25 protein-coding genes and 1 pseudogene are annotated in these 24,220 nt (G+C 70.6%); 16 read left to right on the top strand and 10 right to left on the bottom strand.

Annotated elements, in window-relative coordinates; translation table 11 throughout:
• Positions 1-57: 57 nt before the first annotated feature.
• Positions 58-1,494 (top strand): wax ester/triacylglycerol synthase family O-acyltransferase, encoded by a 1,437-nt coding sequence (locus Phou_RS28265; protein WP_173061163.1) that lies wholly within the window; start codon positions 58-60, stop codon positions 1,492-1,494.
• Between the two features lie 182 nt (positions 1,495-1,676).
• Positions 1,677-2,492 carry a universal stress protein gene (locus tag Phou_RS28260; protein WP_173061161.1) on the top strand — a complete coding sequence of 272 codons (816 nt, stop codon included), beginning with the start codon at positions 1,677-1,679 and terminating at the stop codon, positions 2,490-2,492.
• 51 nt (positions 2,493-2,543) lie between these two features.
• Here the strand turns inward: Phou_RS28260 and Phou_RS28255 are convergent, their stop codons facing one another.
• The 3 genes from Phou_RS28255 to Phou_RS28245 all read right to left on the bottom strand — a co-directional run bounded on the left by Phou_RS28255 (position 2,544) and on the right by Phou_RS28245 (position 5,829).
• A complete protein-coding gene (locus Phou_RS28255) occupies positions 2,544-3,584 on the bottom strand; it encodes a zinc-binding dehydrogenase (RefSeq protein WP_173061159.1) in 1,041 nt (346 codons plus the stop codon).
• A 99-nt stretch (positions 3,585-3,683) separates the two neighbouring features.
• Entirely contained in the window at positions 3,684-4,754 is a 1,071-nt protein-coding gene (locus Phou_RS28250) for a magnesium and cobalt transport protein CorA (protein ID WP_246273912.1), read from the bottom strand.
• Between the two features lie 205 nt (positions 4,755-4,959).
• Positions 4,960-5,829: a universal stress protein gene (locus Phou_RS28245; protein ID WP_173061155.1), complete on the bottom strand. Its 870-nt coding sequence runs from the start codon at positions 5,827-5,829 to the stop codon at positions 4,960-4,962.
• Between the two features lie 235 nt (positions 5,830-6,064).
• Between Phou_RS28245 and sqr the strand changes: the two are divergent.
• From sqr to Phou_RS28215, 6 genes and pseudogenes are all read left to right on the top strand, one after another.
• Positions 6,065-7,311 (top strand): annotated as a pseudogene (gene sqr / locus Phou_RS28240) (type III sulfide quinone reductase, selenoprotein subtype).
• A gap of 2 nt (positions 7,312-7,313) precedes the next feature.
• Entirely contained in the window at positions 7,314-7,628 is a 315-nt protein-coding gene (locus tag Phou_RS28235; protein ID WP_173061153.1) for a TusE/DsrC/DsvC family sulfur relay protein, read from the top strand.
• Positions 7,629-7,641: 13 nt separating this feature from the next.
• Complete coding sequence (locus Phou_RS28230; protein WP_173061151.1) at positions 7,642-8,166, top strand: DsrE/DsrF/DrsH-like family protein; 525 nt, start codon at positions 7,642-7,644, stop codon at positions 8,164-8,166.
• Positions 8,167-8,610: 444 nt separating this feature from the next.
• Positions 8,611-9,516 (top strand): universal stress protein, encoded by a 906-nt coding sequence (locus tag Phou_RS28225; RefSeq protein ID WP_173061149.1) that lies wholly within the window; start codon positions 8,611-8,613, stop codon positions 9,514-9,516.
• Between the two features lie 36 nt (positions 9,517-9,552).
• Positions 9,553-9,927: a hypothetical protein gene (locus tag Phou_RS28220; protein ID WP_173061147.1), complete on the top strand. Its 375-nt coding sequence runs from the start codon at positions 9,553-9,555 to the stop codon at positions 9,925-9,927.
• A 79-nt stretch (positions 9,928-10,006) separates the two neighbouring features.
• A complete protein-coding gene (locus Phou_RS28215) occupies positions 10,007-10,666 on the top strand; it encodes a hypothetical protein (RefSeq protein ID WP_173061145.1) in 660 nt (219 codons plus the stop codon).
• A gap of 59 nt (positions 10,667-10,725) precedes the next feature.
• Here Phou_RS28215 and Phou_RS28210 read toward each other — a convergent pair whose 3' ends face one another.
• Together Phou_RS28210 and Phou_RS28205 are read right to left on the bottom strand one after the other, a co-directional pair.
• Complete coding sequence (locus Phou_RS28210) at positions 10,726-11,259, bottom strand: flavodoxin family protein (RefSeq protein WP_173061143.1); 534 nt, start codon at positions 11,257-11,259, stop codon at positions 10,726-10,728.
• A 17-nt stretch (positions 11,260-11,276) separates the two neighbouring features.
• Positions 11,277-11,711 carry a CBS domain-containing protein gene (locus Phou_RS28205; RefSeq protein WP_173061140.1) on the bottom strand — a complete coding sequence of 145 codons (435 nt, stop codon included), beginning with the start codon at positions 11,709-11,711 and terminating at the stop codon, positions 11,277-11,279.
• Positions 11,712-11,977: 266 nt separating this feature from the next.
• On the opposite strand from Phou_RS28205, the gene Phou_RS28200 reads away from it, so the two are divergent.
• The 3 genes from Phou_RS28200 (at position 11,978) to Phou_RS53120 (ending at position 14,413) form a co-directional block, all read left to right on the top strand.
• Entirely contained in the window at positions 11,978-12,844 is an 867-nt protein-coding gene (locus tag Phou_RS28200; protein WP_173061137.1) for a universal stress protein, read from the top strand.
• Between the two features lie 130 nt (positions 12,845-12,974).
• Positions 12,975-14,237, top strand: coding sequence for a DUF4389 domain-containing protein (locus Phou_RS53125; protein ID WP_246273910.1), 1,263 nt, complete (start codon positions 12,975-12,977; stop codon positions 14,235-14,237).
• Positions 14,132-14,413 carry a DUF4389 domain-containing protein gene (locus Phou_RS53120; protein WP_308784561.1) on the top strand — a complete coding sequence of 94 codons (282 nt, stop codon included), beginning with the start codon at positions 14,132-14,134 and terminating at the stop codon, positions 14,411-14,413. Before Phou_RS53125 ends, Phou_RS53120 begins: the two co-directional genes overlap by 106 nt.
• A gap of 15 nt (positions 14,414-14,428) precedes the next feature.
• Here the strand turns inward: Phou_RS53120 and Phou_RS28190 are convergent, their stop codons facing one another.
• Positions 14,429-15,073 (bottom strand): exonuclease domain-containing protein, encoded by a 645-nt coding sequence (locus Phou_RS28190; RefSeq protein ID WP_173061134.1) that lies wholly within the window; start codon positions 15,071-15,073, stop codon positions 14,429-14,431.
• A 5-nt stretch (positions 15,074-15,078) separates the two neighbouring features.
• Positions 15,079-16,893 (bottom strand): putative nucleotidyltransferase substrate binding domain-containing protein, encoded by a 1,815-nt coding sequence (locus Phou_RS28185; RefSeq protein ID WP_173061131.1) that lies wholly within the window; start codon positions 16,891-16,893, stop codon positions 15,079-15,081.
• A 192-nt stretch (positions 16,894-17,085) separates the two neighbouring features.
• Between Phou_RS28185 and Phou_RS28180 the strand changes: the two genes are divergently transcribed.
• The 4 genes from Phou_RS28180 (at position 17,086) to Phou_RS28165 (ending at position 19,899) form a co-directional block, all read left to right on the top strand.
• Positions 17,086-17,832 carry an SAM-dependent methyltransferase gene (locus tag Phou_RS28180; protein ID WP_173061128.1) on the top strand — a complete coding sequence of 249 codons (747 nt, stop codon included), beginning with the start codon at positions 17,086-17,088 and terminating at the stop codon, positions 17,830-17,832.
• Between the two features lie 290 nt (positions 17,833-18,122).
• On the top strand, positions 18,123-18,323 hold the full coding sequence (locus Phou_RS55695; protein WP_371872234.1) for a pentapeptide repeat-containing protein: 201 nt from the start codon (positions 18,123-18,125) through the stop codon (positions 18,321-18,323).
• Positions 18,324-18,508: 185 nt separating this feature from the next.
• Complete coding sequence (locus tag Phou_RS28170; RefSeq protein ID WP_173061122.1) at positions 18,509-19,279, top strand: DsbA family protein; 771 nt, start codon at positions 18,509-18,511, stop codon at positions 19,277-19,279.
• On the top strand, positions 19,276-19,899 hold the full coding sequence (locus Phou_RS28165; protein WP_218579231.1) for a vitamin K epoxide reductase family protein: 624 nt from the start codon (positions 19,276-19,278) through the stop codon (positions 19,897-19,899). The genes Phou_RS28170 and Phou_RS28165 overlap by 4 nt, the downstream gene beginning before the upstream one ends.
• 15 nt (positions 19,900-19,914) lie before the next feature.
• On the opposite strand, the gene Phou_RS28160 is transcribed toward Phou_RS28165, so the two are convergent.
• The gene (locus tag Phou_RS28160; protein ID WP_173061119.1) at positions 19,915-21,363 is read right to left on the bottom strand and encodes a serine/threonine-protein kinase; all 1,449 of its coding nucleotides are present in this window, start codon (positions 21,361-21,363) and stop codon (positions 19,915-19,917) included.
• 248 nt (positions 21,364-21,611) lie between these two features.
• Entirely contained in the window at positions 21,612-22,298 is a 687-nt protein-coding gene (locus tag Phou_RS28155) for a sugar transferase (RefSeq protein WP_173061116.1), read from the bottom strand.
• A gap of 18 nt (positions 22,299-22,316) precedes the next feature.
• Here Phou_RS28155 and Phou_RS28150 point away from each other — a divergent pair, with 18 nt between their 5' ends.
• On the top strand, positions 22,317-22,841 hold the full coding sequence (locus Phou_RS28150) for an arsenate reductase/protein-tyrosine-phosphatase family protein (protein WP_218579230.1): 525 nt from the start codon (positions 22,317-22,319) through the stop codon (positions 22,839-22,841).
• Here the strand turns inward: Phou_RS28150 and Phou_RS28145 are convergent.
• Positions 22,828-24,177 carry a tyrosine-protein kinase domain-containing protein gene (locus tag Phou_RS28145; RefSeq protein WP_246273908.1) on the bottom strand — a complete coding sequence of 450 codons (1,350 nt, stop codon included), beginning with the start codon at positions 24,175-24,177 and terminating at the stop codon, positions 22,828-22,830. The two genes, Phou_RS28150 and Phou_RS28145, sit on opposite strands and share 14 nt — an antisense overlap.
• Between the last annotated feature and the right edge of the window lie 43 nt (positions 24,178-24,220).

Here is a 24,220-nt window from a genome sequence, read left to right as displayed (position 1 = left end):
GGTCTTTGGGCCCTGCCGCTGCCCGCTCCTCGCTGCCGAACATGGCGGTGAGGGGCGGTGATCGAGATCGAGAGCTTTGCAGTCCAGAACGGCCGGCATACGCGACCGGAGCGCCTCAACGCGTTCGACATGATCAACCTTGCGGTCGAGACTCCGGCCGCCCCGATGACGATCGGTGCCGTTCTGGTTCTGGACCGCCCGGCGGCACACGGAGGCGAGGGCGGCCCGTCCGTTGCCACCATCCGGCAGGCCGTCGAACGGGCGCTGGTGTCCGCACCGCCGCTGCGCCGGGTGATCCGCTCGGCCGGTCCACTGGCTGGCCGGCCGGTCTGGGTCGACGACTGCGCGTTCGACGTCGACCGGCACGTGTTGACGGCGCGGGTGCCGTGGCCGGGAGACCAGGCGCAGCTGCTTCGTCTGGCCGCTCAGCTTATGAGCGGGCCGCTGGACCGCGCACACCCGTTGTGGCGGATGTGGTTGCTGACCGGGCTGGCTGAAGGCCGCGTGGCGATCCTGGTCAAGCTGCACCATGTCCTCGCCGATGGGCTGGCGGCCATCCGGCTGGTCCTGTCCACTCTTGAGCGGGCGCTGCCAGAAACGGATGGGCCGGTACCACGGTGGGTGCCGGTCCCTGCGCCCAGCTGGAGCACGCTGGTGGCGGACAACCTACGCGCCCGCCTGGCCGCCGTCCGGCAGCCTCCCCGGCGGGTCGGTCCCCGCCAGCTTGCCGGGATGGTACGCGGCCACTGGCGGATGATCGCCACACTGCGGCACGCAGCGCGGACCTCACTGAACGCTCCAATCGGCCCCCGCAGGCGCCTGGCGGTGATGCGCGTCGACCTGGTCGAGGCCAAACAGGTGGCGCACCGGCACGGCGGGAAGGTCAACGACGTCGTCCTGAGCCTCGCGACGGCCGGCGTGCGGGCGCTGCTGCACACCCGCGGCGAGTCGCTGGACGGGCTGTGGCTGCACGCCACCGTCGCGATGTCACTACGGACCTCCGCGGAGGCGTTAGACGGCGGCGGCAACCGCACCGGGGGGTTCGTTGTCCGGTTACCCGCGGGAGAACCGGATCCCGCGGCCCGGCTCGGCTCGATCGCGGTCGAGTCCGCACGCGCGAAGCGCGACCAGCCGCCCACCGCCGGAAACGTGCTGCTCATCTGGCTGGCGCGGATGGGTATCGCGAACTATTTCAGCCGGCACCAACGGATGATCCACTTCGTGGAGAGCAACGTCCCGGGACCGCCGGTACCGGTCCACGTGCTGGGGACACCGATACTGGACGTGCTGCCGATCGGCAACCTCGCCGGCAACCTCGGCGTATCTTTCCTAGCCGTGTCGTATGCCGGGACGCTGGCCATCACCGTCCACGTGGATGCGGACCGTTTCCCCGACCTGCCGGTCCTCCTCGCGGGGATGCGGCGGGAGTGGGCGATGCTGCGGGCGACAACCGTCCTCTGTGATGGCGTGAAGGTCGCAGGTCGCGGTTCCTAGTGGCTACCAAAGGTCTCCCGGTCCGGCGGATCTGTCACCACAGCCTGCGCCGTTGGCGGTGTGGTTCCCAGAGCCGCTCGGCAGCAGCAGCGGGGGGCCAACGGCGTCCGCATCACGGGCCCTTGGCCCTGTTCGCCCAGCCAGCGGAGGCCCACTCTGGAGGCAGAGGGTGGAGGTACGCGATGCCACACGAGCCCGTACAAGAGGTCGTCGTCGGCGTCGACGGCTCCTCTAGCCCGAGACCGGAGCTTGAGCTGGCGGCCGCTGAAGCCGCGCTGTGGTCGGCTCCCCTCACGCTGGTACTCGTTTCGGCCGGCCCGGCGGCGAAGATCCTGCAGACCGCTTCCGAGCGCATCCGGGCGGTGCATCCCGCGCTCCGGGTCAACACCGAGGTCCTCGACGGAGACCCCGCCGGGACGCTGGTAACCCGCGCGAGTGAGGCGAGCCTGCTGGCGCTCGGACGCGGCGGTCACCGGCGCGGCAAGCGGGCCGCCAACGCGGCACTGGGATCGGTGGCCGCCGCCGTGCTCGGACGGGCCACCGTGCCGGTCGTCATCTGTCCGGCCGGCATGCCCGCCACCCGTGCTCCGACACGATCGCCGGTCCTGGTCGGGGTGGATGGCACCGCCGGCTCCGAGGCAGCCATACGTTTCGCCTTCGCAGCCGCGGATCGACGCTGCGCGCCGCTGACGGCCGTACACCTGTGGCCGGCGCTGGCAAGCCCGCCGGGCCAGGAGAGGTTGAGCGCCGCGGAGGGTGCGTTTCTCGACCTGCTGGAGACCTGGTCCGAAAAGTATCCGGATGTGACGGTACGGCTCGCGGTGCGCCACGGCCTGGACGCGGTGATCGTGCTGTCCGCGGCGTCCCGCACCGCCCAGCTTGTGGTGGTCGCGGCGCCGCACTCCCGCGCGGCGGACGGTGGGTCGCCCGGACCGATACTGACGGCGTTAGCCGCCCGATCCGCGTGCCCCGTCGTGATCGTGCCCACCGCGCTATGAACCGGTGGCCTGCCGTTCGGTGTACGCAACGGCAGGCCGGAGGCGAACTGCTTAGCTGTGTGACAGGACCACCTTCAGCGCGCCGGTCTCCGCCGGCTTGGAGAACACGTCGTACGCGGCCATGAAGTCGTCGAGTGCGAACCGGTGCGTGATCATGTGGTTCACGTCCAGCTGACCGGCGCCGAGCATGGTCAGCAGGTTCGGCGTCGAGTACGTGTCGACGAGGCCGGTCGTGATCGTCACGTTCTTGATCCACAGGTCCTCGAGGTGCAGCAGCGCGGGCTTGCCGTGCACGCCGATGTTGGCAACGCGACCGCCCGGACGCACGAGCGTGGTGCATGCCTCGAACGCCTGCGGCGTACCGACCGCCTCCATCACGACGTCCGCGCCCAGCCCGCCGGTGATCGCTCGCACCACTTCCAGCGGGTCCTCGTCGGCGTTGACGGCGACGTCCGCTCCGAACTGCTTGGCCGCCTGCAGCCGGCTCGCCGCCTTGTCGACGGCGATGATGTGCGAGGGCGAGTAGAGCCGGGCGGTGAGGATCGCGGCGAGCCCGATCGGCCCGACCCCGACCACGACCACCGTGTCGCCGGGCCGCACCTGGCCGTTGAGCACACCCACCTCGTACGACGTGGGCAGGATGTCGGCCAGCATCACCGCGGCCTCGTCGGTCACGTTCGCCGGCAGCCGATAGGTGGACAGGTCGGCGAACGGCAACCTGGCGTACTGCGCCTGGACGCCGTTGACCCGGTGGCCGAGGATCCAGCCACCGCCGCCCAGGCACTGCCCGTAGCTGCCGGACCGGCAGTAGCGGCACACGCCGCAGGCGGAGATGCACGAGGCCAGCACGCGGTCTCCTCGGTTGAGGCCGGTGACCCCGGTGCCGATGTCGACCACCGTGCCCACCGCCTCGTGCCCGAGGACGCGGCCCGGCTCGACGGCGGGCACGTCGCCGGCGAGGATGTGCAGGTCCGTACCGCAGATCGTCACGGTGTCGACCTCGATGATCGCGTCCCGTGGATCGGTGATGGTGGGATCGGGGACCTCGGTCCAGGATTTCTGTCCGGGCCCGCCGTAGACCAGTGCCTTCATGAGCGCCTCCTTACGTCCTGCCCTCAACCTGCTCCGCCCTTGGCACGGCGGTGCAGGGCCGCCTCGTACCCGGCGGCGGGACCAAGGTCCCGATCCGGGCTACAGCCACCCCCGACGCTTGAAGGCCAGGTAGAGGGCACTGCAGACCGCGGCCATGAGGGCAAGCGACATCGGGTAGCCGGCGGCCCAGCGCAGTTCCGGCATGTGCCGGAAGTTCATCCCGTAGACGGTGCCGATGAGCGTCGGTGCGAAGAGGATGGCGGCCCATGCCGAAATCCGCTTGATCTGTTCGTTCTGGGCGTAGCTGGCCTCGGTGAGCCGTTCCATCTTCTCGCTTTGCGCCTGCGACACCAGTGTGGCGTTGACCGCCAGGATGCCTGCGAGCAGCTGGCGGAACCCGTCCACACGTTCGGCCACCGCGGTTGCGTGGTCAGCCACATCCCGAAGGTATCGCTGCAGCTCCTCGCCGATGCCGTACTTCTGGAATCCGGCCATGAGCGCGCCCAGCATACCCAGCAGCGGATGCGTGGCGCGTTGAAACTCAATGACCTCCCGGGACAGCTCGTAGATGCGCCGGGACACTCGCGGGTCGCCGAGGAAGACCTGCGTCTCAATCTCGTCGATGTCGTTCTGCAGGCCAGCCACGACCGGGGCATACCCGTCGACGACCCGGTCCAGAATCGCGTACAACACGGCCTCCGGACCGTGCGCGAGCAGATGGGGCTCGGCTTCCAGCCGACGCCGCACGGCCGCCAGGTCGGGCGCATGGCTGTGCCGGACGGTCAGCACGAAGCCAGGTCCGACGAACAGGTGGATCTCACCGAACTCGACCTGCTCGGTCTCGTCCAGGTAGCGCGCGGCGCGCAGGACGACGAAGAGCGTATCGCCGTAGCGCTCCAGCTTTGGCCGCTGGTGTGCCCTGATGGCGTCCTCGACGGCGAGCTCGTGCAAGCCGAACTCGTTCGCCGCGGCCAGCATCTGTGCTTCTTCAGCCTGGTAAAGGCCGATCCAGGCCATCGCGCCGGGCAGCTGGCGCCACAGCCGGTAGGTCTGTGCGAGGTCGGGACCACTGGCCACCCGACGGCCGTCACGGTAAATTCCGGCGTCCACAAGGGATGGAAATGCGACAGTGGGAGCTGGTTCTGGCTGACGCAGGTCGTTGTCCAGCACGGACCGCCTCCCTCCGTCGATGCCATGCGGGCACCACCATTGCAGACTTCCTGTCTCCCCGTGGCCAGGGCCGTTGCGCCTTGACCGCGGGGCCATCCGGCACATTCAGTCCGCTGGGCGTAGGCACGGCAGATCCCATACCGGCCGACCTGTTCATGGCGGTACGGTCGCCGACCCGACCTTCCTGGCCGGGTGAGGGCGGCGGTCAGGCCGCCGTTGGCCGGACGATCGCGACCGGGCACTCCGCGTGGTGCAGCAGGCCTTGGCTCACCGACCCCAGCAGGAGCCCGGCGAAGCCGCCCCGTCCGCGAGCGCCGACCACGACCAGCTGCGCGCCGTGCGACTGGGTGATCATCGTGTGTGCCGCCCGGCCGCGCACCACCCGGTGTCCCACCAGGAGATCCGGATAGCGTTCGTTCAGGCCGGCGGTCGCCTCGAACAGCACCCGGGACTCGTCCTCGGCGACCTGCTCGGGGTCGTACACCAGCGGTCGCATGTCGCCGGGGCGGGTGGAGACGGGTCCGGTCCAGGCGTGCACCGCGAGGAGATCGGTCTTGCGCAGCACGGCCTCCTCCGCCGCGAACGCGACGGCCCGGTCCGAGTTCGGCGAACCGTCCACGCCCACCACGACCGGGCCGTTCTCGCGCGCCGTGCCGCGGGCCACCAACACCGGACAGGTGGCGTGCGCGGCGACCTGCACCGCCACCGAACCGACCATCAGGCCGGTGAACCCGCCCAGGCCACGATCCCCGAGCACGATGGCGAAGGCGTGGCGCGAGGCGGCCAGGAGGACCGCCGAGACACCTCCAGCGATCACGTCGCCCGAAACGCTCACCCTCGCGTCACACGTTTCGGCGTACGCCACGGCCTCACCGACGATCCGCTCGGCCTCGTGCCGCAGCCCGCCGTCCGCCGGTCCATACGGGGACGGCCCGACCGGTACATGCAATAGCGGCCACACAAAAGCGTGCACGACGCGGACCGGGCGGTGCCGCTCCGAGGCCACGCGAACCGCCAATGCGACCGCAGCGGTGCTGGCTGGCGAGCCGTCCACGCCGACCACAACAGCTGTCATGACGCCCACCTCCCTACCATTCCAGCCTGCAGGGCACGTCGCGTGCCACTCAGGGCTATTTGGTCCCCGAATCCGGGACCGATGGCTCGTGCGGGTTCAAGTGGGCCACCGGCGCCGCACCGCGGCTAGGTGACCGCTGGCCGACAATTGCGGGACTTCCGACCCTGAGCCAACAGCGGTAGCCGTCATACGGTGACCTTGAGAGATACGGCGGGGGGTATACGAGGAGGCGGACATGAAGCGGCTCGTGGTCCTCGGCGCGGGTACAGCGGGCACCATGGTGGTCAACAAGCTGCACCGCCTGCTGGACCGCCGGCAGTGGCGGATCACCGTGGTGGACCAGACCGAGACTCACCAGTACCAGCCCGGGTTCCTGTTCATCCCGTTCGGCAGGTACCGGCCGAGCCAGGTGGTGAAGCCGCGGCGGAAGTTCCTGCCCCGCGGCGTCGAGCTCGTCCTCGGCGAGGTTTACCGGGTCGATGCGGATGCCAGCCAGGTCAGGCTGGCGAACGGGCAGCGGATCGCCTACGACTTTCTCGTCATCGCGACCGGCACGAGCCCTCACCCGGAGCAGACCCCGGGCATGCTCGGGTCGTTGTGGCGCACGAGCGTTTTCGACTTCTACAGCCTCGACGGGGCGACCGCCCTGGCGCAGGCCCTGCAGCGGTTCGACGGCGGCAGGCTGGTGGTGCACATCGTGGACCTGCCGATCAAGTGCCCGGTCGCACCGCTGGAGTTCACCTTCCTGGTGGAGGCATATCTGCGTCACCGCGGCATCCGCGACCGGGTGGAGATCGTTTACGCCACTCCCCTGCCGGGCGCGTTCACCAAGCCGATCGCGTCGGCGCGCCTGGGCTCGATGCTCGATGAGCGTGGCATCGTTGTGGAGCCGGACTTCCTGGTCGAGCGAATCGACGAGCAGGCCAAGGCGCTGGTGTCCTACGACGACCGGGTGATCCCGTTCGACCTGCTGGTGACCGTGCCACTGAACATGGGCGCCGACTTCATAGCCCGTTCCGGGCTCGGCGACGAGCTCAACTACGTGCCGGTGGACCGGCACACGATGCTGTCACGCACGTACGACAACATCTTCGCCATCGGGGACGCCAACGATATCCCCACTTCCAAGGCCGGCTCGGTGGCCCACTTCTCCGTCGATGTGTTCACCGAGAACTTCCTACAGCTCATCCACGGCCTGCCGATGACCGGCCGGTTCGACGGCCACGCCAACTGCTTCGTGGAGTCCGGCGACGGCAAAGGGCTGCTGATCGACTTCAACTACGACACCGAACCGCTGCCCGGTACTTATCCCGTGCCGGTGGTGGGGCCGTTCGCGCTGCTGAGGGAGACGGCCCGCAATCACTGGGGAAGCTGGCGTTCCGTTGGATGTACTGGCACCTGCTGCTGCCGGGCCGGCGGATCCCGCTTCCGGCGCACATGTCCATGGCCGGCAAGCGCCGGCCGCCGACCGAGGAGGAGTAGCGATGCCCGTCACGACCATCGGTACCGCCGAAGTGCACGTCGACGCTGAGGGCTTCCTGACCGAGTACGACGAGTGGAACGAGGATCTCGCCCGGCTCCTTGCCGCGGCGATCGGGCTGGAGCTCACCGACGCGCACTGGGCGCCGATCCGCTTCCTGCGCCAGGACTTCGTCGCGCACGGCGAGACCGCGACGCTGCGTCGGGTGTCGACCATGGCCAGCATCCCGGTCAAGGAGCTCTTTGCGCTGTTTCCCAAAAAGCCGGCCAAGAAGATGGCCTACATCGCCGGACTGCCCAAGCCCCGCGGCTGCGTGTGAAAGGCGGCATGACATGACTACCGACGAAGCCACCCGCCCCAGGCCGGGCCTCGTGCCAGACTTCGGCGACGACGCCCCGACCGGCCGCAAGCTGGCGATCATCTGCTCCAAGGGCAACCTCGACATGGCGTACCCGGGTCTGATCCTGGCCAACGCCGCGCTGGGCGAGGGCGTCGAGACGCACCTGTTCTTCACGTTCTGGGGCTTCGACATCATCACCAGGAGCCGGATGCGGGACCTGAAGTTCACCATGCTCGGCAACACCGCCACCCACCTGCCGCAGGGCCTGGGCGGACTGCCCGGCATGACCGCGCTCGCGACCCACCAGATGAAGAAGCAGATCCACGACATCGGCGTGCCCGAGGTGCCGGACTTCCTGGAACAGATCGTGGCCTCCGGTGGACACCTGTGGGCTTGCCGCATGTCCGCGGACATGATGCGTCTTGACGAGTCCGACCTTTACGACGCCGTGGAGGGCATCATCAGCGCCGCCGACTTCATCGAGAAGACCGAGGGCGCGCAGCTGCTGTTCATCTGAGCGGCGGGCCCGGCAGCCGACCGTTCCGCATTGCCGTCCGCCCATAGTAGAGCGACCGCGCCGTCCAGAATCGGGATTCGTGAGGATTGCGCCGGGCGACATCCTGATAGTGCCGAGCCAGCTGAAGCGCCTCGCGGGTCGACATGCCGCTACCTCCTCCACTGTGGATTCCTCGCTCCATTGGACACTCGGAGCACACGGATGCTTCAGGGCCGGCCGTCACCTCTGGCCGGGCCGAAGGTCCGCAGCAGCGGTCGCGGCCGAACGCGCCGCATATCCGGCCCAGTGGACGATCGTCCCGAGTGGGCGGGCCATACGGCCACGCCGAACCGAGTGAGGTCGGGTACCAAGGCCCTATTGCAGCGGCTGCCAGCGCGATTAGCTACGACAAATAGGTGTCAACCGGGTTTACCCGGTCGACCAGTGCACATGGAGGTGGCGGCCATGAGGTTCGGCGGGACCACCGTGGTTGTCGGTGTGAAGGACTTTGGGTTGGACGCGGCGACGGTGCGGGCCGGCGCCCGGGAAGCGGCCGCCGCCGGCGGGTGGCTTCGCGTGGTGCACGCGTTTGTCTGGCCGCTGTTCACGTCCGGTCACGGAGAAGAGCGCGAGGAGGCAGAGGAGGCCGTCGAAACGGCGGCCGCGTACGCCCGAACCGTCGAGCCCGGCCTGCTGGTCTCGGCCGCGGTGGTGGACGGGGCACCGGTCTCGGTGCTTCGCCGTGCGGCGACCCCCGCATCCCTGCTCGTCCTGGGCGGGCATGGGCTCGCAGCACTCGGCACAGAGCCGCAAACGTCGGTCTCCATCCAACTCGCCGCCCGGACGGCGACACCGGTCATGTTCGTGCGAGAGGACGAACGGGCGGGTCCGGTCGTGGTCGGCATGGATGGTTCACCGGACGCGGACGCGGCCCTGCGGCTGGCCGTCGTCGCCGCGCGGCGCCGGCGCACGGGCCTGGTCGTCCTGCACGCCGGCGGGGCGCCGTGTCCAGGAGAGATGCAGGCGGTGCGGCTCGCCGCGCATCGGATGGTGGCCGGACCACCCGAGGACGCGCTCATCCGCGAGTCGTGGACCGCGTCACTGATCGTCGTCGGTGCGCGGGGCGACCGGCCGACGCTGCTCGGACCGGTCACCCAGGCGGTCCTGCGCCATGCCGCCAGCCCAGTGCTGGTAGCCCACGCCGGCAGCACGGTGCCCCCGCGGCGGACCGGCGCGAGAAGGCACTGGCTGGCTAGTCCGGCTTCCGTCCCCGAGCCGGCGGACTTTGACAAGGGCCAAAGGTCCCGACCTGAGCGGGCCGAGCGGGACTGGCGGACGCACGGACCGCGACGGTTGGCTGGAACCGGATGACGGACCGTGCGGTCCGTGCGCAACGGAGGTCGCCACATGCTCGCGGTCGTCCGGGTCGACGTCGACGTTGACCGCCTTGCCACACCACCGGTACTGGCCCCGATCTGCGAGCTGGCCACGACCGCCGAGACGGTCCTGGTGTGCCGCACGCTCAGCACAGCCAAGGCGGTCGTCGCCGGCCTGCGCGACTCCCTGCCCCGGCACGACTTCGTGTGCCTTGCCTCCACCGCGCACGACGGACGGTTCGGCCGCGCCGAACGAGATACTCTGCGCAGCCTCGTCAACGCAGGCGTGACACCAGTCCTGGTAGACCAGGACGGCACCGCAGCCGCACACGTCATGGACTGCCTCGACGCCGACCTCATCGTCGACTCGGCCGCCCTGGTCGGGTGCCGTCCGGACACGCTGTAGGGTCGAACGACCCTGCTTCCAGCGTCACCACCTCGTCACGGTGAGAAGAGTCGATATCTCATCAGGAGGTGGAAGTCTCATGTCTGGTAGAGACGCGCCCACCCGGATCGCTTTGCGATGTCTGGTGGTCGCATTGTTGGTCCTGGTCGGCTTCTGGATGACGCCCGCCCCGGCGGCCGCGCATCGCCAGAAAGTCGCGCCGGTGCCGGCTGGCGCGTTCCTGCAGCCGGTCGACCTGGGCGGGGCTGCCACGACCCCGGTCACCGACGCCTTCCGGCACTACCTGCGGCCGCCGCAACCGCGGGCGTACTTCCCGTACCGCAGCGCCGCCCTCCGCCGCGCCAACGCTACGATCTCGATCCTCTACTCGGTTACCGGCAACCATCCCACGGTCGTGCTGGAGACCGTGTCGATCTACCGGGCGGACGGCGCACAGCGCTACCTGCGCGAGCTCCGCCGCGCGCTGTCGCGCTGCGGCGTCCGCACGGACCCGACCGGACGGTGGAGCCTCCTGGCCACCGGTGTGGCTGGCCGCGACTCGATGCTCATCCGGCTGCAGCAGCGGACCGAGGACTTCGGCGGAAGGTCGATCGTGCAAAGCACCTACATCGTCGTGGCCCGCGCCGGGAAGGCGGTGGTGGCGCTTGCCGACATCGGCTGGGAGACCGGCAACGGGCACCCGGATATCGTGCGCCGGCTGGCCGGCCCCGCCGTGCAGCGCGCCAGGACGGCCGGCTAGGGCAAACTGACCATGCCGGCCGGCGATCGTGCCGACCGGCATGGCCGTCCGCAGCGCGTTCAGGCCGCCGGCGTCAGCGAACTGGCCAGCTGCCGGCCCCACTCGCGGGCCCGTGCCGTCTCCTGTGGCTCAAGGTGATTCTGCCTGGTGACCAGGAAGCTCTCTGGCGCCGCCGTCACCAACTCCAGCCCACGCTGGCGCAGCCGGCGGGCAATGCCCTTGGCTGCCCGCCCGGTCAGCACCGCGGGGGCGTCCAGCCGGGTGTCGAACGCGGCCGCCTTGGCCCGGGTCGCCGGCAGAGTCTCCAGCCAGTCCCGCACGCCTGGGCCTTTCGCGGCCGGGTCTAGGGTGAGCGTGCCACCCGACTTTCCCGCCTCTGTCGCGGCCGACGCCCTGGTACCGGACCGGCTCAGGCCGTGCGCGTGCGTCGGGGCGCCCACCACGAGCAGATCAGCCGCCTCGACCAGTCCCGCGGCGGCGTGCTCGACAGGCACCACATCCACCCGGTACACCTGCGCGAGGCCCTCCCCGATCGCCTCGGCCACCCGGTGTGTGTTGCCGTACATCGACTCGTACACCACGAGGGCACGCATGGCCCCTCCTCTGCGGCTCAGGCGGCGAGCAGCGCCACCAGGTCGGTTACTGTCACGATCCCCAGTGGACGGCCGTCGGCGTCGGCGACCGCGACGGCGTCCGTCCCGGTCGCCCGCATGATCCGGGCGACCTCAAGCACCTTTGCTCCCGGTCCCACAACCGTCGGCGGCGTCGCCATGGTCGCACCGACCGTACGCACCGACAGCGATGCTGGATTGCGCGCCCATTCCGCCGCGAGTGTCCGGTCCGACAACACCCCCGTGCATCGCCCGTCGCGGTCGAGGACGACCAGGTGACGGTGGTGCAGCCGCACCATCATCCGCAGGGCGTCGCCGAGCGCCGTCTCCTCGGATACCGAGTCCGGCGGGGCGCTCATCACGGCGGATGCGGCCTGCTCGGTCAGCTTCCGGTCATGACGTTCGGGGTGGGGACCGATGTATACCGCTTTCATGGTTCACCCCCGGGAAGGAGTCGGGCGCATCCACGCTCAGAATGCGCCGGCAGCTCAGCCGCCGGCAGAGCCCCAAGACCCCCGCTTCCAGGACGTCCGGCCCAACCCTGCGGCGGGAGGCCAGTCGGGCTCGTCGTAACCCTTCCGGCTGCTCCCGGCCGGAATTGGGTCACAGGTCCCGGTGGCCTGGGCCTGACCGGCCCTGCCGGTCAAGAGCTGCCCGGTCGCATGGTGAAGGTGCGGATGGTCAACCCTTTGGAGGGATCATGAGTACGCATTCGATCCTCGTCGGCTACGACGCCTCCGAAGGAGCTGAGGCTGCCCTCGGCTGGGCATTGGATCAGGGCGCCGGCACCGGCACCTCGGTCACGCTGGCATACACGTACCCGTTCCGGACAGTTACCGGGTCGATCGGCTTGGCGCCGACCGTCTGGCCGGACGACGGCGTACGCGAAGCCGGCGAAAAAATGATCTCCGAGGCTGTCGCCCGGGTGCGCGGGTCTCATCCGGGGATGACGATCTCCGGCGTCGTCCTGGCCGGCGGCCCCGCGGCGGTACTCGTGGAGATGTCGCGACGGGCTCGCTTGGTGGTCCTCGGCAGCCACGGACATGGCGGCTTCGCCGGGTTGCCACTCGGGTCGACCGGCACGGCGGTGTCGGCGCACGCGCATTGCCCCGTCGTCGTCGTGCGCGGGGCGAGCCCGCCTGCCGGAGCACCGGTGGTCGCCGGTTTCGACGGTTCGCATTGCGCCCGGCTGGCCGTCGACTTCGCCTTCACCGAAGCCGCCCGGCACGGCACGCATGTGCGTCTGGTGCACGCGTGGACGCCGCCACGGCCGCGGTGGCAACCACCCGGCTATGCCGTTGAGCAGGAACTGCGTACCGAGCAGGCGGAGCTCGATGAGCTCGCCGAGACCATGCGCGACAAGTACCCCGGCGTCCCGGCGAGTGTCCACATCGTCGCGGCCCCGGCCAGCCAGGCGCTGGTGGAGGCCAGCCGAGGTGCGCGTCTTGTCGCGGTCGGGTCCCGCGGGCGAGGTGGTTTCCGCGGCCTGGTGTTGGGGTCGGTGAGCCAGCAGGTGCTTCATCACGCGGCCTGCCCGGTCGCGGTCGTCCGCGAGCTGCCTTCCTGATCCGGGCCGTGCCGGTGTTCCCTTTCGCCCCACGTGGTCGGGGCGAACGGCCCTGACTCGCACCGCCTCGCCGCGGCTGCGATGAGGGTGGTGCGCGCCGATGCCGCGCGCCGATGGGAGGGAGACGGACATGCGTGCCGGAAGAATTGTCGCGGTCGTCGTCGGCGCCGTCCTGGCGGTCGTCGGCTTGGCCGCAGTCGCCGGCGGCGGCGCGCTGATGGCGGTCCACGCGGTCGCCCGCGACGGCGCCGGTTACTACCAGAGCCCTACGGAGCGGGTGGACACTCCGACGGCCGCGCTGGCGGCCCGTTTGGAGCTGGGTGCCGATCTCGCCGACGAGGTCGTGCCCGAGCGGCCGGTCGGGACGTTGCGCGTTCGTGCTGAGTCCGTCGACGGCAGCGCCCTGTTCGTCGGCGTCGCCCCGACCCGCGATGTCGACCGCTGGCTGGCCGGTACGGCTTACGAGCGGGTGGACCAGGTCCGATACGGTCCGTTCCGCACCGAGACGCACCTCGTGGCTGGGGACGAACCTGCGGGTGCGCCGGCCGGACAGGCGTTCTGGGTCGCCACGGCGACCGGCGCCGGCTCGCAGGAGCTGACCTGGCCCAGCGAGCGCGGCGACTGGACGGTGGTGCTCATGAACGCCGACGGCCGCACCGGTGTGGCAGCGGACGTCTCGGTCGGGGCCAAGACAGGAGTGCTGTTGCCCCTGGGCGCCGCGCTGGCCGTCGCCGGTCTGCCGCTGCTGGCCGCCGGCGTCGTGATCATGTTGATCGCGCTGAAGGGCACGGCACCGCCCGACCTCGCGGCGGACCGCGAGCCGGCCGTGGTTCCGGGCAGCTACCCGGTGCGGCTGGACGGGCACCTCGACGCCGGGCTGAGTCGCTGGCTCTGGCTGGTCAAGTGGTTGCTGGTGCTACCGCACCTGTTCGTGCTGGCGTTGCTGTGGCTGGCGTTCGTGCCACTGACCATCGTCGCCGGCGTGGCGATCCTGTTCACCGCACGCTATCCGCGGGCGATCTTCGACTTCAACGTCGGCGTGCTGCGCTGGACCTGGCGGGTCTGCTACTACGGCTACAGCGCGCTGGCCACCGACCGGTACCCGCCGTTCAGCCTCGCCAGCGACCCGGCCTACCCGGCCGATCTCACCGTCGCCTACCCGCAACGCCTCTCCCCGGTCTCGTGCTCGTCAAGTGGTGGCTGCTGGCCATTCCCCACTACATCGTCGTGGCCCTGTTTACCGGCGGCTGGGCCGGTGGTTGGGGCTGGCAGCAGGACCAGTGGCGCGTGGCGGCTGGCGGGCTGGTCGGCGTTCTCGTGGTCGTGGCGGCGGTCGTACTGCTGTTCTCCGGCCGCTACCCGCAGCCCATCTTCGACTTCGTCATGGGTATGAACCGGTGGTGCTACCGCGTGTTCGCGTACGCAGCGCTGATGCGTGACGAGTACCCACCGTTCCGCCTCGACGGCGGTGGCACCGACCCCGGCACGGCGCCGGTCGCGTCTCTGCCCGGCGGCGACGGCGGTGGCGGTGTCCTGGTCGGCTCGGCGCCCGGCGGCGCAGGTCGCTGAGCGCCCACGAGCCGGTCAGCCCTCGACGTGCTGATGGTGCCGCGACACCGCGTACAGGTCGGCGATCGTCAGCGGCCGCCGGCGGTTGCGTTCCATCCGGGTGGCGAGTGCCAACAGCAGCTCTGCGGTGGTGAACGCGTCACCGAGCGCGTGGTGCGGGGTGTGCACCGGCAGCCCGAGCTGCCGGGCGGATACCTCCAGGTCCGGCTCGCGGCCGCTGCCGCCGGCCAGGCGGGCGGCGCGCAGGAGCGCAGCGGTATCGATCACGATCCGGTTGAGCCGGCGGCCGGGTCGCAGCGCCCGGTCCAGAAAGGCGCGCTCCACCCACGCCGCGTGGGCGACAGGCACCCGGCCGGCCAGCAACCCGACGATCTCGTCGAGCAGCTCGTCGATGCCTGGCGCGTCGGCGAGGTCGGCGGACCGCAAGCCGTGCACCTTCATGGCGTCGACGGAGACCTCGCGAGACGGCCGCAGCTGCCGGTACACCACCTCGCCACACGGGATCCGGGCCTGCCGGACGATCGCCGCCCCATACGAGATGATCTCGTCGCTACGCAGGTCGAGGCCGGTCGTCTCCAGGTCGATGGCGCAGAACTCCGCCTCGCGCCAGGGTGTGCGTAGATCAGGCACCGGTAGGGCCGCCCGGCGGCGAATTCGCATCGCGCTCAGCGCTCCCCGACCGGCAGCCGGTGCAGCCATTCGCGGTCGACGCGGGCCTGTACCAGCGCGACCGCCCGGAACGTCTCGCGCAGGTGCCGGCGGCTCAGCGTGTCCAGCTCTCGCGGCGCGACGTACGTGGACGGCGCCTGGCCCACGCGGATCGCCGTGACCTGCCGGTGCAGCAGCAGGCCGTAGATGTTGTCGAAGCCGCCCGCCAGCGTGTCCGCCTCGTCGACGGTGAGCAGGCCGAGCGCGGTGCCGCGCCGCAGGCGCTCGACCGTCGTCCCGCTGGCGTCGCCGGCCGCGATGGCGATCCAGCGGGCCAGCGAGACGATCGGCGCCAGACCGCCGGCCTTGAGGTCGAGCTGGCCGCGGTGCTCTCCGCTGTGCTGTACCACGAAGCCCCGGACGAATCCGGTGGGCGGCCGCCAGCCGACCGCCTCGTCCAGCACGGCCCGAAGAAACTGGCTGGTTCGCGTGTGCGAGCGTATGTTCTCGGTGAGAGCGCGGCCCAGCTCGGGATCGGTCAGCGGGCGACTGTCGGCGACCATGGCGGACAGCAACAGGGCGTTTTCCTGAGTCGGGTCGCGCTGCCAGCTCCAAGCGGCCTCGACCCACTCCGCGCGAGACCGGCTGAACAGCGGATTGTGCGCGTTGGCGCCGTTGGTGCAGAGCGCGAAGCCGCAGCGCCGGACGTCGCGCAGCACCTGCCACGCCTCGGCTCGGATGGCGTCCCCGACGTCGTGGTCCTCCGCGGCCCAGACCAGCGCCGTGTCCACATCAGACAGAGGCAGGGGTTCGCGGCGGGCCAGCGAGCCGAGCAGGACCCACGAGTGGCGTACCGCACTGAGTGCCGGGCTGTGCCGCAGCCGCAGGACGCGCCGCAGCGCCGCGTCGACGACAGCGGCGTGCAAGGCGCTGACGTGCGCCGCGTCCACACCGCTGTCGCAGAGCTCGACCAGCGTGGTCGGCAGCAGCCGGCACGCCTCGGCCAGAGCGTCGATGTCGGCGGCGTCGTCGATCGCCGATCGGATCAGCAACGGATCGCGGACGTCGGCCTGGGCCAGGTCCACCGCCCGCACCACGCCAGCCGGCTCACCGCCTGCGTCCACGACGACCAGGTGGTGTACGCCGTGCTCGACCATCCGCAGCAGCCCGGCGGCCTGGGTGGCCTCTTGCGCGATGGTCAGCACCGGTGTCGTGGCCAGCGCGCCGATGGGACCGTCGACGCCAACCCGTCCGGTGGCCACGTCCTGCCGGAAGTCCAGGTCGGTCACGATGCCGGTGCCCGCGCCGCCGCGTACCAACGCGCAGGACAGCCCCGCCGCGCCGATCCGCGCGGCGACGTCGCGGACACTGTCGGACGCGTCGCACCACACGATCGGGCGGGCGAGCCGGGCGAGCGGCCGATCGGCGCGGCCTGACCCGCCGACCACGCGCTGCCCGCCCGGCGTCGATCGCAGGGCGGCGTACCGCAGTCGCTCGGGATGGGCCAGGAACGCGCGCGGGTCCGCTATCCGCAGGCACAGGCTCTCCTCATGTGCCCGCACTCGCAGTGGCGACGGTAGGCCGGACAGCAGCCAGACGTGGCCGTAGGTATCGCCCGGTCCGAGCAGATCCACAACCCGGCCCCGGTCGACCACCTCCAGCCCGCCCGTGCGTACGACCCAGAGGTGAGTCGGCGGGGCGTTCTCGGGCACGACGGTCGCACCGGCCGCGAAGTACTCGACCTCGACATGCGCGACGAGCCGCGCAAGATCCTCGGCGTCCAGCGTGTCGAAAGGTGGCTGGTCGCCTAAAAAGTCCGCGAACTCCTTCATTTCCGCCCACCCCCTCGCGGGTCTCCAGCGAAATCGATGGACACCGGCACGGCACACCGATAGCCTCGGCCGCCGGTTGTCCACCCACATCCGAAGAGGTGCATTTTATGAAGGTCCGGGACGCTGTGACCTCCCAGCACAAGGCATTTTCCCCGACCATCCTGACTTCTTCAGACATGAGGTATACCAGAAGTGGATCTTCCACGTAGTTTCACCATCCGCGAGAGCAGCCACCGCATTCTCAATCCCTTCACCGATGAGAAGCTCGCCACGCTGGGCCGCGCGTTGCACCTCGCGCCCGGGACGCGAATGCTCGACCTCGCCTGCGGCAAGGGCGAGATGCTGTGCACCTGGGCGGCCGCGCATCGTGTGACCGGCACCGGTGTCGACATCAGTTCCGACTTCATCGGCGCGGCCAGCGCGCGAGCAGCGGCGCTCGGCGTCGCCGACCAGGTCACCTTCCTGCACGACGACGCGGCGAGCCACGCCGCCACGGATCCGGTAGACGTCGCTTCGTGCATCGGCGCGACGTGGATCGGCGGTGGTGTGGCCGGCACCGTCGAGCTGCTGCGGCGCAGCCTCCGCCCCGGCGGGACGATGCTGGTCGGCGAGCCGTACTGGCGCCGTGAGCCACCGGACCAGGCCGCGGTCGAAGGCTCCATGGCCACCAGCAAGGACGAGTTCCGTTCCCTGCCGGCCCTGATCGAGCAGTTCGGCGAGCTCGGGGTCGACGTCGTGGAGATGGTGCTGGCCGACCAGGACAGCTGGGACCGCTACGTCGCGGCCCAGTGGCTCAACATCCGCCGCTGGCTCGACCGCAATCCCGACGACGAGCTGGCGGAGCAGATGCGCGCGGAGCTCACCACCGCCCCGGTGCGCTACGCCCGCTACCAGCGCGATTACCTCGGCTGGGGCGTGTTCGTTCTGATGGACCGCTGATCGCCGTCACAGGCGAGCCCTCGGACGCGGTGGCGGCCGGAGTTTGTGCCGCCGCCGCGTTCAGGCGGCGCGCTTGACGAACGGGTCGAGGGTCCTGGCGCGGTCGTCGAACGACATCGTGGAGTACATCTGCTTCGGGAGGTCGGCGCCGCCGTTTGCCGCAAGTCCACTGTAGGCAGTCGCGGCAGCGGGTCGGCTGAGGCAGGCCTCTCGGTGATGGAGACCCGAGTCCATGGCGACCCGCCCCAGCCAACGTCTTAACAAGCGCGCATGGGCCTGGATGCGTTACCCTGCCGTTCAACGCGCGCCATCTAAGCGGAGCGGATTTCACCAACGTCGCCGCCGAATCGGTGATCTTGGCGCACGCCAACGCACAAAGCGCACGTTTCACCGCGGCCAAACTATCCAACGCGTGCATGATCGGCGCCGACCTCACCGGTGGACGTAGCGGTAGTCCCGACGATCCGAGCGACTGGTCCCTCGGCGACTGAGCCCACGACGGCTGACACGCGGAGGATCGTCGCCGGTCCGGACACTTATCAACTCGACCGTGGGCGTCAGCACGGGTCTCTATCTCGGGCTCAAGGTCCCGCACAGACCGGTCCTTCGCCCCCACCGCTGTGACAGACACGGCGAAACACTGGACGGGCGAATCGTCCAGTGAGGAGACGCGACGGTGGGAAAGCAGGCGCGAGAAGCGACCCGTGAGCGACGCATCGCCCGGGATGCAGCCCAGCGACGTACGACGCGACGCAATCGCGTCCTGGCCTTCGCCGGTGGGCTGGTCATTATTGGCTTGGTCGTCGCGATCGTGGTGGCTGTCCTCAACGCCGCCGGAGCCAGCGGTGACAAGCAGAGCGCCGCTGCGCGTGAGCGTCTGGTTGCCCCGGCAATCGCCACCGCCCAAGGCGCGCTGGCCCTGGGCAAGGCCGGCGCGCCCGTACAGCTTGAGATCTACCTGGACTACATGTGCCCGTACTGCGGGCGGTTCGAGCGCGCGAACAGCGGCGAGCTTGCTCGGATGGTCGCCGATGGCGAGGTCCGCGTCCATCTGTATCCACTGTCGTTCCTGGACAAGATGTCGCGAGGCACCCGGTACTCCACCCGGGCAGCGAATGCGATTGCCACGGTCGGCGACCAGGCTCCGGACAAGGTCCTGGCTTTCAGCGCCGCGCTGTTCGCCAGCCAGCCGGCGGAGGGCAGCCGCGGACTGTCCGACGATGAGATCGCCCGGCTCGCCAGCGACAGCGGCGTCCCGCCCGCGACGGTGGCGCGGTTTGCGGAAGGCAGCTTCGAGCCGTGGCTGGCGGCCTCGACCAGCGCGGTGTTCGAGACCGGCGTGACGAGTACACCCACCGTGAAGATCAACGGCACACGGTTCACCGGCGACCTCTACACGGTGGGACCCTTGACCGAAGCCGTGACGGCGGCGAAGGCCCGGTCGTGACCGAGCTGGTCGCCCGCGCGCGGCGGCTCCGCCACGCAAACGGGTGGATCTTCGGAACGATGTTGCTGTCCGCCTGCCTGAGCCTCGCCGCGTCCTTCGTCCTGTCGATCGACGCGCTACGCCTGGTGGAGGACCCGAACGTCGACCTGTCCTGCAACATCAACGCTGTCATCAGCTGCGGCACGGTCGCCAGCTCATGGCAGGCCCAGCTGTTCGGGTTTCCGAACGCGTTCCTCGGGTTGGTCGCGGAGCCCGTCGTGATCACCATTGCGGTGGCGAGCCTGGGTGGCGTCCGGTTTCCGCGCTGGTTCATGCTCGCCGCGCAGGCTGTCTACACGCTGGGCTTCGCCTTCGCCTACTGGCTGTTCTACCAGGCCATGTTCGACATCGGCGCGCTGTGCCCGTGGTGTCTGCTGGTCACCGTCTCGACAACGCTGGTGTTCGCGACGCTTACCCACGTGAACATCCGCGACGGCAACCTGTTCCTACCCGCCCGGGCCAGCGCGGTGCTGAGGTCCGCCGTCGACGCCGATCTGGACCTCATCGCCGTCACCATCTGGCTGCTGATCCTCGCCCTGGCGGTCGTCCTGAAATACGGCGGCACCCTGTTCGGTAGCTGATCCGAACGAGACGGGTCATCGGAGCGCGGCGATGATCGGGGCGACAACGTCGAGCGCGGCGAACCCGGCGGCGGTCAGCTTGCCGTCCCGGCGCAGCTCGGCCAGCCGCTTGTCCACCTCGCGGAGCTTCTTCACACCCTTGTCCGCCTTGCCGGCCTGCACCGCGACCGCGGCCTCGCCGATCTGGCGCACCAGGTCCCGCCCGGCCTCGGCGGTGAGGGCGCCGGCGTCGACCTGCTCCTGCACGGTGCCGGCCAGAGCCGCGAGCCGGTCGATCACGGTGGCCGGGCCCGTCCGGGCCGGTGCCGGCGTCGCCGCGGTGGTGGGCGCCTGCTCGGCGGGTGTCGACGCCGCGGGCGGTGCCGCCTCCACGGCGGGCGTCGGTGCGGCCGCCACCGGCGCGGGATGGCCGGACGGGTCGCGGCCGACGACCACGGCGGTCACGGTCACGGCCGTGGCCAGGACCACCGCGGCGGCCACCACGCTGAGCCACCACCGGGCCAACCCGTCCCGCGCGGCGGACCATCGCGGCGACACGCCCCGCGCGGCAGCGCGACGCCGGCCGCTCGGCCGGGCCAGCACGGCGGTCGTCGGGCTCAGGCCGGCCATGGTGGCGGGCAGCGGCCCGGCGCCGGTCGGGGCGGTGCGGATGGCCGTCAGCCGGGCGCGTGCCTCGGTCGCGGTGTTCGGCCGGTCCCGCGCACGTTTGGCCAGCAGCCGTCCGATGAGCTCGTCGAGCTCGGCGGGCACGTCCGGACGGACGGTCCGCACCGGCGCGGGCAGGCGGTGCAGGTGCTGGTGCATCACCGCGATGGCGGTCTGTTCCAGAAACGGCGGATGCCCGGTGAGCATCGCGTACAGCACGCAGCCCAGCGAGTACAGGTCGGTGCGGGCGTCGATCGGCTCGCCGTTGGCCTGCTCCGGCGCCATGTACTCGCAGGTGCCGACCGCCTCGCTCGGCCCGGTCAGCGCGGCCTGGGCGTCCCGGGTACGCAACTGGGCGATGCCGAAGTCGCACACCTTCACCACACCGGTCCGGTCGACGATCAGGTTGCCGGGCTTGATGTCGCGGTGGATGACGCCGGCGGCGTGCGCGGCCGAGAGTGCGGCGCACACCTGTTCGGCGATCGTGATGGCTTGCTCGACCGGCAGCGGCCCACCGCTGGTCAGCAGGTCGGCGACGGTGGGCCCGTCGACCAGTTCCATGGCCAGGTAGGTGGCGTCGTGACCGATTCCGGCGTCACGGGCGGCCACGATGTTCGGATGGGCCAGCCGGGCCACCGCTTCGGCCTCGCGGCGTAGCCGCTCCACCATCACCGGCCGGGACGCCAGCGCGGCGTCCAGCACTTTCACCGCGACCGGCTCGCCGGTGTCAATGTCCACGCCGCGCCACACCGTGGCGGTCCCGCCCCGGCCGAGCCGCTCCTGCAGCCGGTACCGGTCGCCGACCATCCCGTTGATCACGTCCCCCAGTCCCCTTCCCTGCCCGGCAAGCGCGGCCGCGTACCACCCCCACCGCGGTCGGCGGACCGAAGGCGGACGTCAGGCAGCCGGGACGGGACGGCCCCGCCGGTGTACGGGGAGGCACCGGCAGGGCCTACGCAACCCGAGCAGCGTCCCGTCCCGGCCCTCTTCCCCAACAAGCGCCTCGGGCACCGCGCGCGTTACTTCAGGGACAGGAGGCCCGGCAAATCGGGGCTTAACGGGCGGGGTCAGCGGGAACTGGAAGCGGACCGGACCGGCTCGTCGTCCCGGTCGCCGCAGAGGTTCAGGTCGTCGATGTCGGCGATGGTCTGCCCCGTGGCGTGCCCCTGCTGGAAGGGCACGATCAGCGTGCGGGCCAGGATGCGCAGGTCGAGCCACAGCGACCATTCGTCCACGTAACGCACGTCGAGGTCGAGCCGCTGGCGCATCGTGAGCCAGCTGCGCCCGCTGACCTGGGCCAGACCTGTGATGCCCGGGCGCATCTCGTGCCGCCGCAGGTGGTGCGCGCTGTAGCGGGGCAGGTACTCCATGAGCAGCGGGCGCGGCCCGACGAGGCTCATCCGCCCGGTCACGACGTGCACCAGCTGCGGCAGCTCATCGAGGCTGGTGCGGCGCAGGAGAAGGCCGAGCTTCGTCGTGCGTTCGTCATCGCCGTGCCAGAACTCGGCGCGGTCGCGGGCCGGCCGCATCGTGCGGAACTTGCACATCGTCCACGGCACCTGGTGCAGCCCGGGGCGTACCTGCCGGAAGAGCGCCGGTCGGCCCGAGTGGACGAGCAGTGCGAGCGCGACCACCGCCATCACCGGTGCGAGCAGCACCAGCAGCAGGCCGCCGACAACGAGGTCGATCGCGCGCTTGACGTACCGGGCCGACGCGCCGGTGCCCTTTGTGGACAGTGATGTGCGACCGTTCATCTTCTACCATCTGCACTCGTGCTGCTCTTTGTCTGCCAGGGAAACCTGTGCCGGTCGCCGATGGCCGAGTTTCTTGCCCGCGCCACTACGGGTGGTGCGGCGGTCAGCGCCGGCACGCACGCGGTCGCCGGCCGCCCGGTGCATCCGCACGCCTTGACCGCCCTCGCCGAGGAAGGGATCGACGCGTCGGGCTTCCGCAGCCGCGCGCTCACAGCGAGCCTTGTCGGCGAGGCCTCGCTCACCTTGACGGCGACGCGGGAGCAACGCGGCGCGTGCACCCGCCTGGCGCCACGCCAGCTAGGCCAGGTCTTCACGCTCCGGCAGTTCGCCCGGCTCGTCGAGGCGGCCGGGCTGCGCGCGCCCACCACTGTGGACGGTGTGCTGGAGGCGGTCGTCGCGGTGCGGAGCAACGTCCAGCCGGTGCCGCCGTCCAGCGACGAGATCGCCGATCCGGTGGCCGGCACGCTCGACGACATGCGCGCCTGTCTGCGGCTGATCCAGCGCGATCTCGCGCCCGTGCTGGCCGTCCTCAAGCTGCCCTGACCAGATCCGCGGCGTCGCGCTGCCGCGTGCGGTGCTTGCCGTCGTGCTGCTGGCCGTAGTAGGCGTAGTACCCGTCACTCGCCTTCGTCGCCTGCATGTTCAGCACGCAGCCGAGCACCCGCGCGTCGACTGCGCGGAGCCGGGCGAGCCCGGTCCTGATCTGCGCGGTGGAGGTCTTGCCCGACCGGGCGACCATCACTGCGCCGTCCGCCATCGCGGTGAGCACGGCGGCGTCGGTGACCGGCACCAGGGGCGGCGTGTCGATGACGATGAGGTCGTAGTGCTCGCGTTGCCGGGCGAGCAGGTGCGCCATCGCCCGGGAGCCGAGCAGCTCGCTCGGGTTGGGCGGGACGGAGCCGCTCGGGAGGACGAACAGCTGGTGCCGGCCCCAGTGCTGCACGACGTCTTCGATGCCTACCTGCCCAGCCAGCACATTGGACAGGCCGACCGCGCCTTCGAGGTCGAGGTACTCGGCCACCTTCGGGCGCCGCAGGTCGGCGTCGATCAGCAGCACGCGCTTGTCGGCCTGCGCGAACGTGATCGCCGTGTTCACCGCCGTGGTCGACTTGCCTTCACCAGGCACGGCACTGGTGACGACGAGCGTGCGCACCGGCCCGTCGACGTCGGCGAACTGGAGGTTGGTCCGCAGGTGCCGCAGCGACTCGCTGCGGGAGCAGGACGCCGCCTCCGTCAACAGTGGAGCGTCGGCCGCCTTGGCGTCGAAGGGTACGACCGCCAGCGTCGGCGCGTCGGTCGCGTCGCGGAGCTCTTCCGCCGACTTCACCGTGGAGTCGAGCTTTTCCCGCAGGACCGCGGCGCCGGCGCCGAGCAGCAGCCCGAGCAGCGTCGCGAGGCCGAGGTTGCGCACCGGCTTCGGCGAGACCGGCGCGTCGTCGGGCGTGGGCCCCGCGACGACGTCCACCTTGACGGTCGCGGTGGACTGCCCCGGCGGCGTCTCCAGCACCTGTACCAGGGTCCGGAAATCCGCGGCGAGGGCCTCGGCGAGCGCCTTCGAGCGCGCCTTGGAGGAGTCGGTGACGGTCGCTTCCAGCAGCACCGTATCGGGCACCACGCGCGCCGTGATCCGCTCCTGCACCTGGCGCGGCGACAGGCCGAGCGACGCGTCGGCCGCGATCGCCTGGGCGAGCCGGTCGCCTTCGAGCAGGGTGGCGTACGAGGTCACCCGCTGCGCCGAGAACAAACCACCTTGGTACGCATCGGAGAGCCCTTGGCTCGGGGTGGTGACAAAGAACGTGACCGAGGTCGCGTACTGGGGAACGGCCAGAATCGTCAGCAGGCCCATCGTGCCGGCGGCCAGCCCGGTGATGAGGGCCACGACCCACCAGCTTCGCCGGATCGCGCGCAAGACGCCAGGTAAA

Origin of the sequence: Phytohabitans houttuyneae, assembly GCF_011764425.1 — a bacterium.
GTDB classification, from domain to species: Bacteria; Actinomycetota; Actinomycetes; order Mycobacteriales; family Micromonosporaceae; genus Phytohabitans; species Phytohabitans houttuyneae.
This window is presented reverse-complemented; position numbering and strand designations above follow the sequence as displayed.

What these genes read in the sequence shown, in the direction of transcription:
- Phou_RS28260 (WP_173061161.1), top strand. Translation starts at nt 1,677, where the DNA reads ATGCCACACGAGCCCGTACAAGAGGTCGTCGTCGGCGTCGACGGCTCC.
- Phou_RS28255 (WP_173061159.1), bottom strand. Translation starts at nt 3,584, where the DNA reads ATGAAGGCACTGGTCTACGGCGGGCCCGGACAGAAATCCTGGACCGAG.
- Phou_RS28245 (WP_173061155.1), bottom strand. Translation starts at nt 5,829, where the DNA reads ATGACAGCTGTTGTGGTCGGCGTGGACGGCTCGCCAGCCAGCACCGCT.
- Phou_RS28235 (WP_173061153.1), top strand. Translation starts at nt 7,314, where the DNA reads ATGCCCGTCACGACCATCGGTACCGCCGAAGTGCACGTCGACGCTGAG.
- Phou_RS28230 (WP_173061151.1), top strand. Translation starts at nt 7,642, where the DNA reads ATGACTACCGACGAAGCCACCCGCCCCAGGCCGGGCCTCGTGCCAGAC.
- Phou_RS28225 (WP_173061149.1), top strand. Translation starts at nt 8,611, where the DNA reads ATGAGGTTCGGCGGGACCACCGTGGTTGTCGGTGTGAAGGACTTTGGG.
- Phou_RS28220 (WP_173061147.1), top strand. Translation starts at nt 9,553, where the DNA reads ATGCTCGCGGTCGTCCGGGTCGACGTCGACGTTGACCGCCTTGCCACA.
- Phou_RS28215 (WP_173061145.1), top strand. Translation starts at nt 10,007, where the DNA reads ATGTCTGGTAGAGACGCGCCCACCCGGATCGCTTTGCGATGTCTGGTG.
- Phou_RS28210 (WP_173061143.1), bottom strand. Translation starts at nt 11,259, where the DNA reads ATGCGTGCCCTCGTGGTGTACGAGTCGATGTACGGCAACACACACCGG.
- Phou_RS28205 (WP_173061140.1), bottom strand. Translation starts at nt 11,711, where the DNA reads ATGAAAGCGGTATACATCGGTCCCCACCCCGAACGTCATGACCGGAAG.
- Phou_RS28200 (WP_173061137.1), top strand. Translation starts at nt 11,978, where the DNA reads ATGAGTACGCATTCGATCCTCGTCGGCTACGACGCCTCCGAAGGAGCT.
- Phou_RS53125 (WP_246273910.1), top strand. Translation starts at nt 12,975, where the DNA reads ATGCGTGCCGGAAGAATTGTCGCGGTCGTCGTCGGCGCCGTCCTGGCG.
- Phou_RS28190 (WP_173061134.1), bottom strand. Translation starts at nt 15,073, where the DNA reads ATGCGAATTCGCCGCCGGGCGGCCCTACCGGTGCCTGATCTACGCACA.
- Phou_RS28185 (WP_173061131.1), bottom strand. Translation starts at nt 16,893, where the DNA reads ATGAAGGAGTTCGCGGACTTTTTAGGCGACCAGCCACCTTTCGACACG.
- Phou_RS28155 (WP_173061116.1), bottom strand. Translation starts at nt 22,298, where the DNA reads ATGAACGGTCGCACATCACTGTCCACAAAGGGCACCGGCGCGTCGGCC.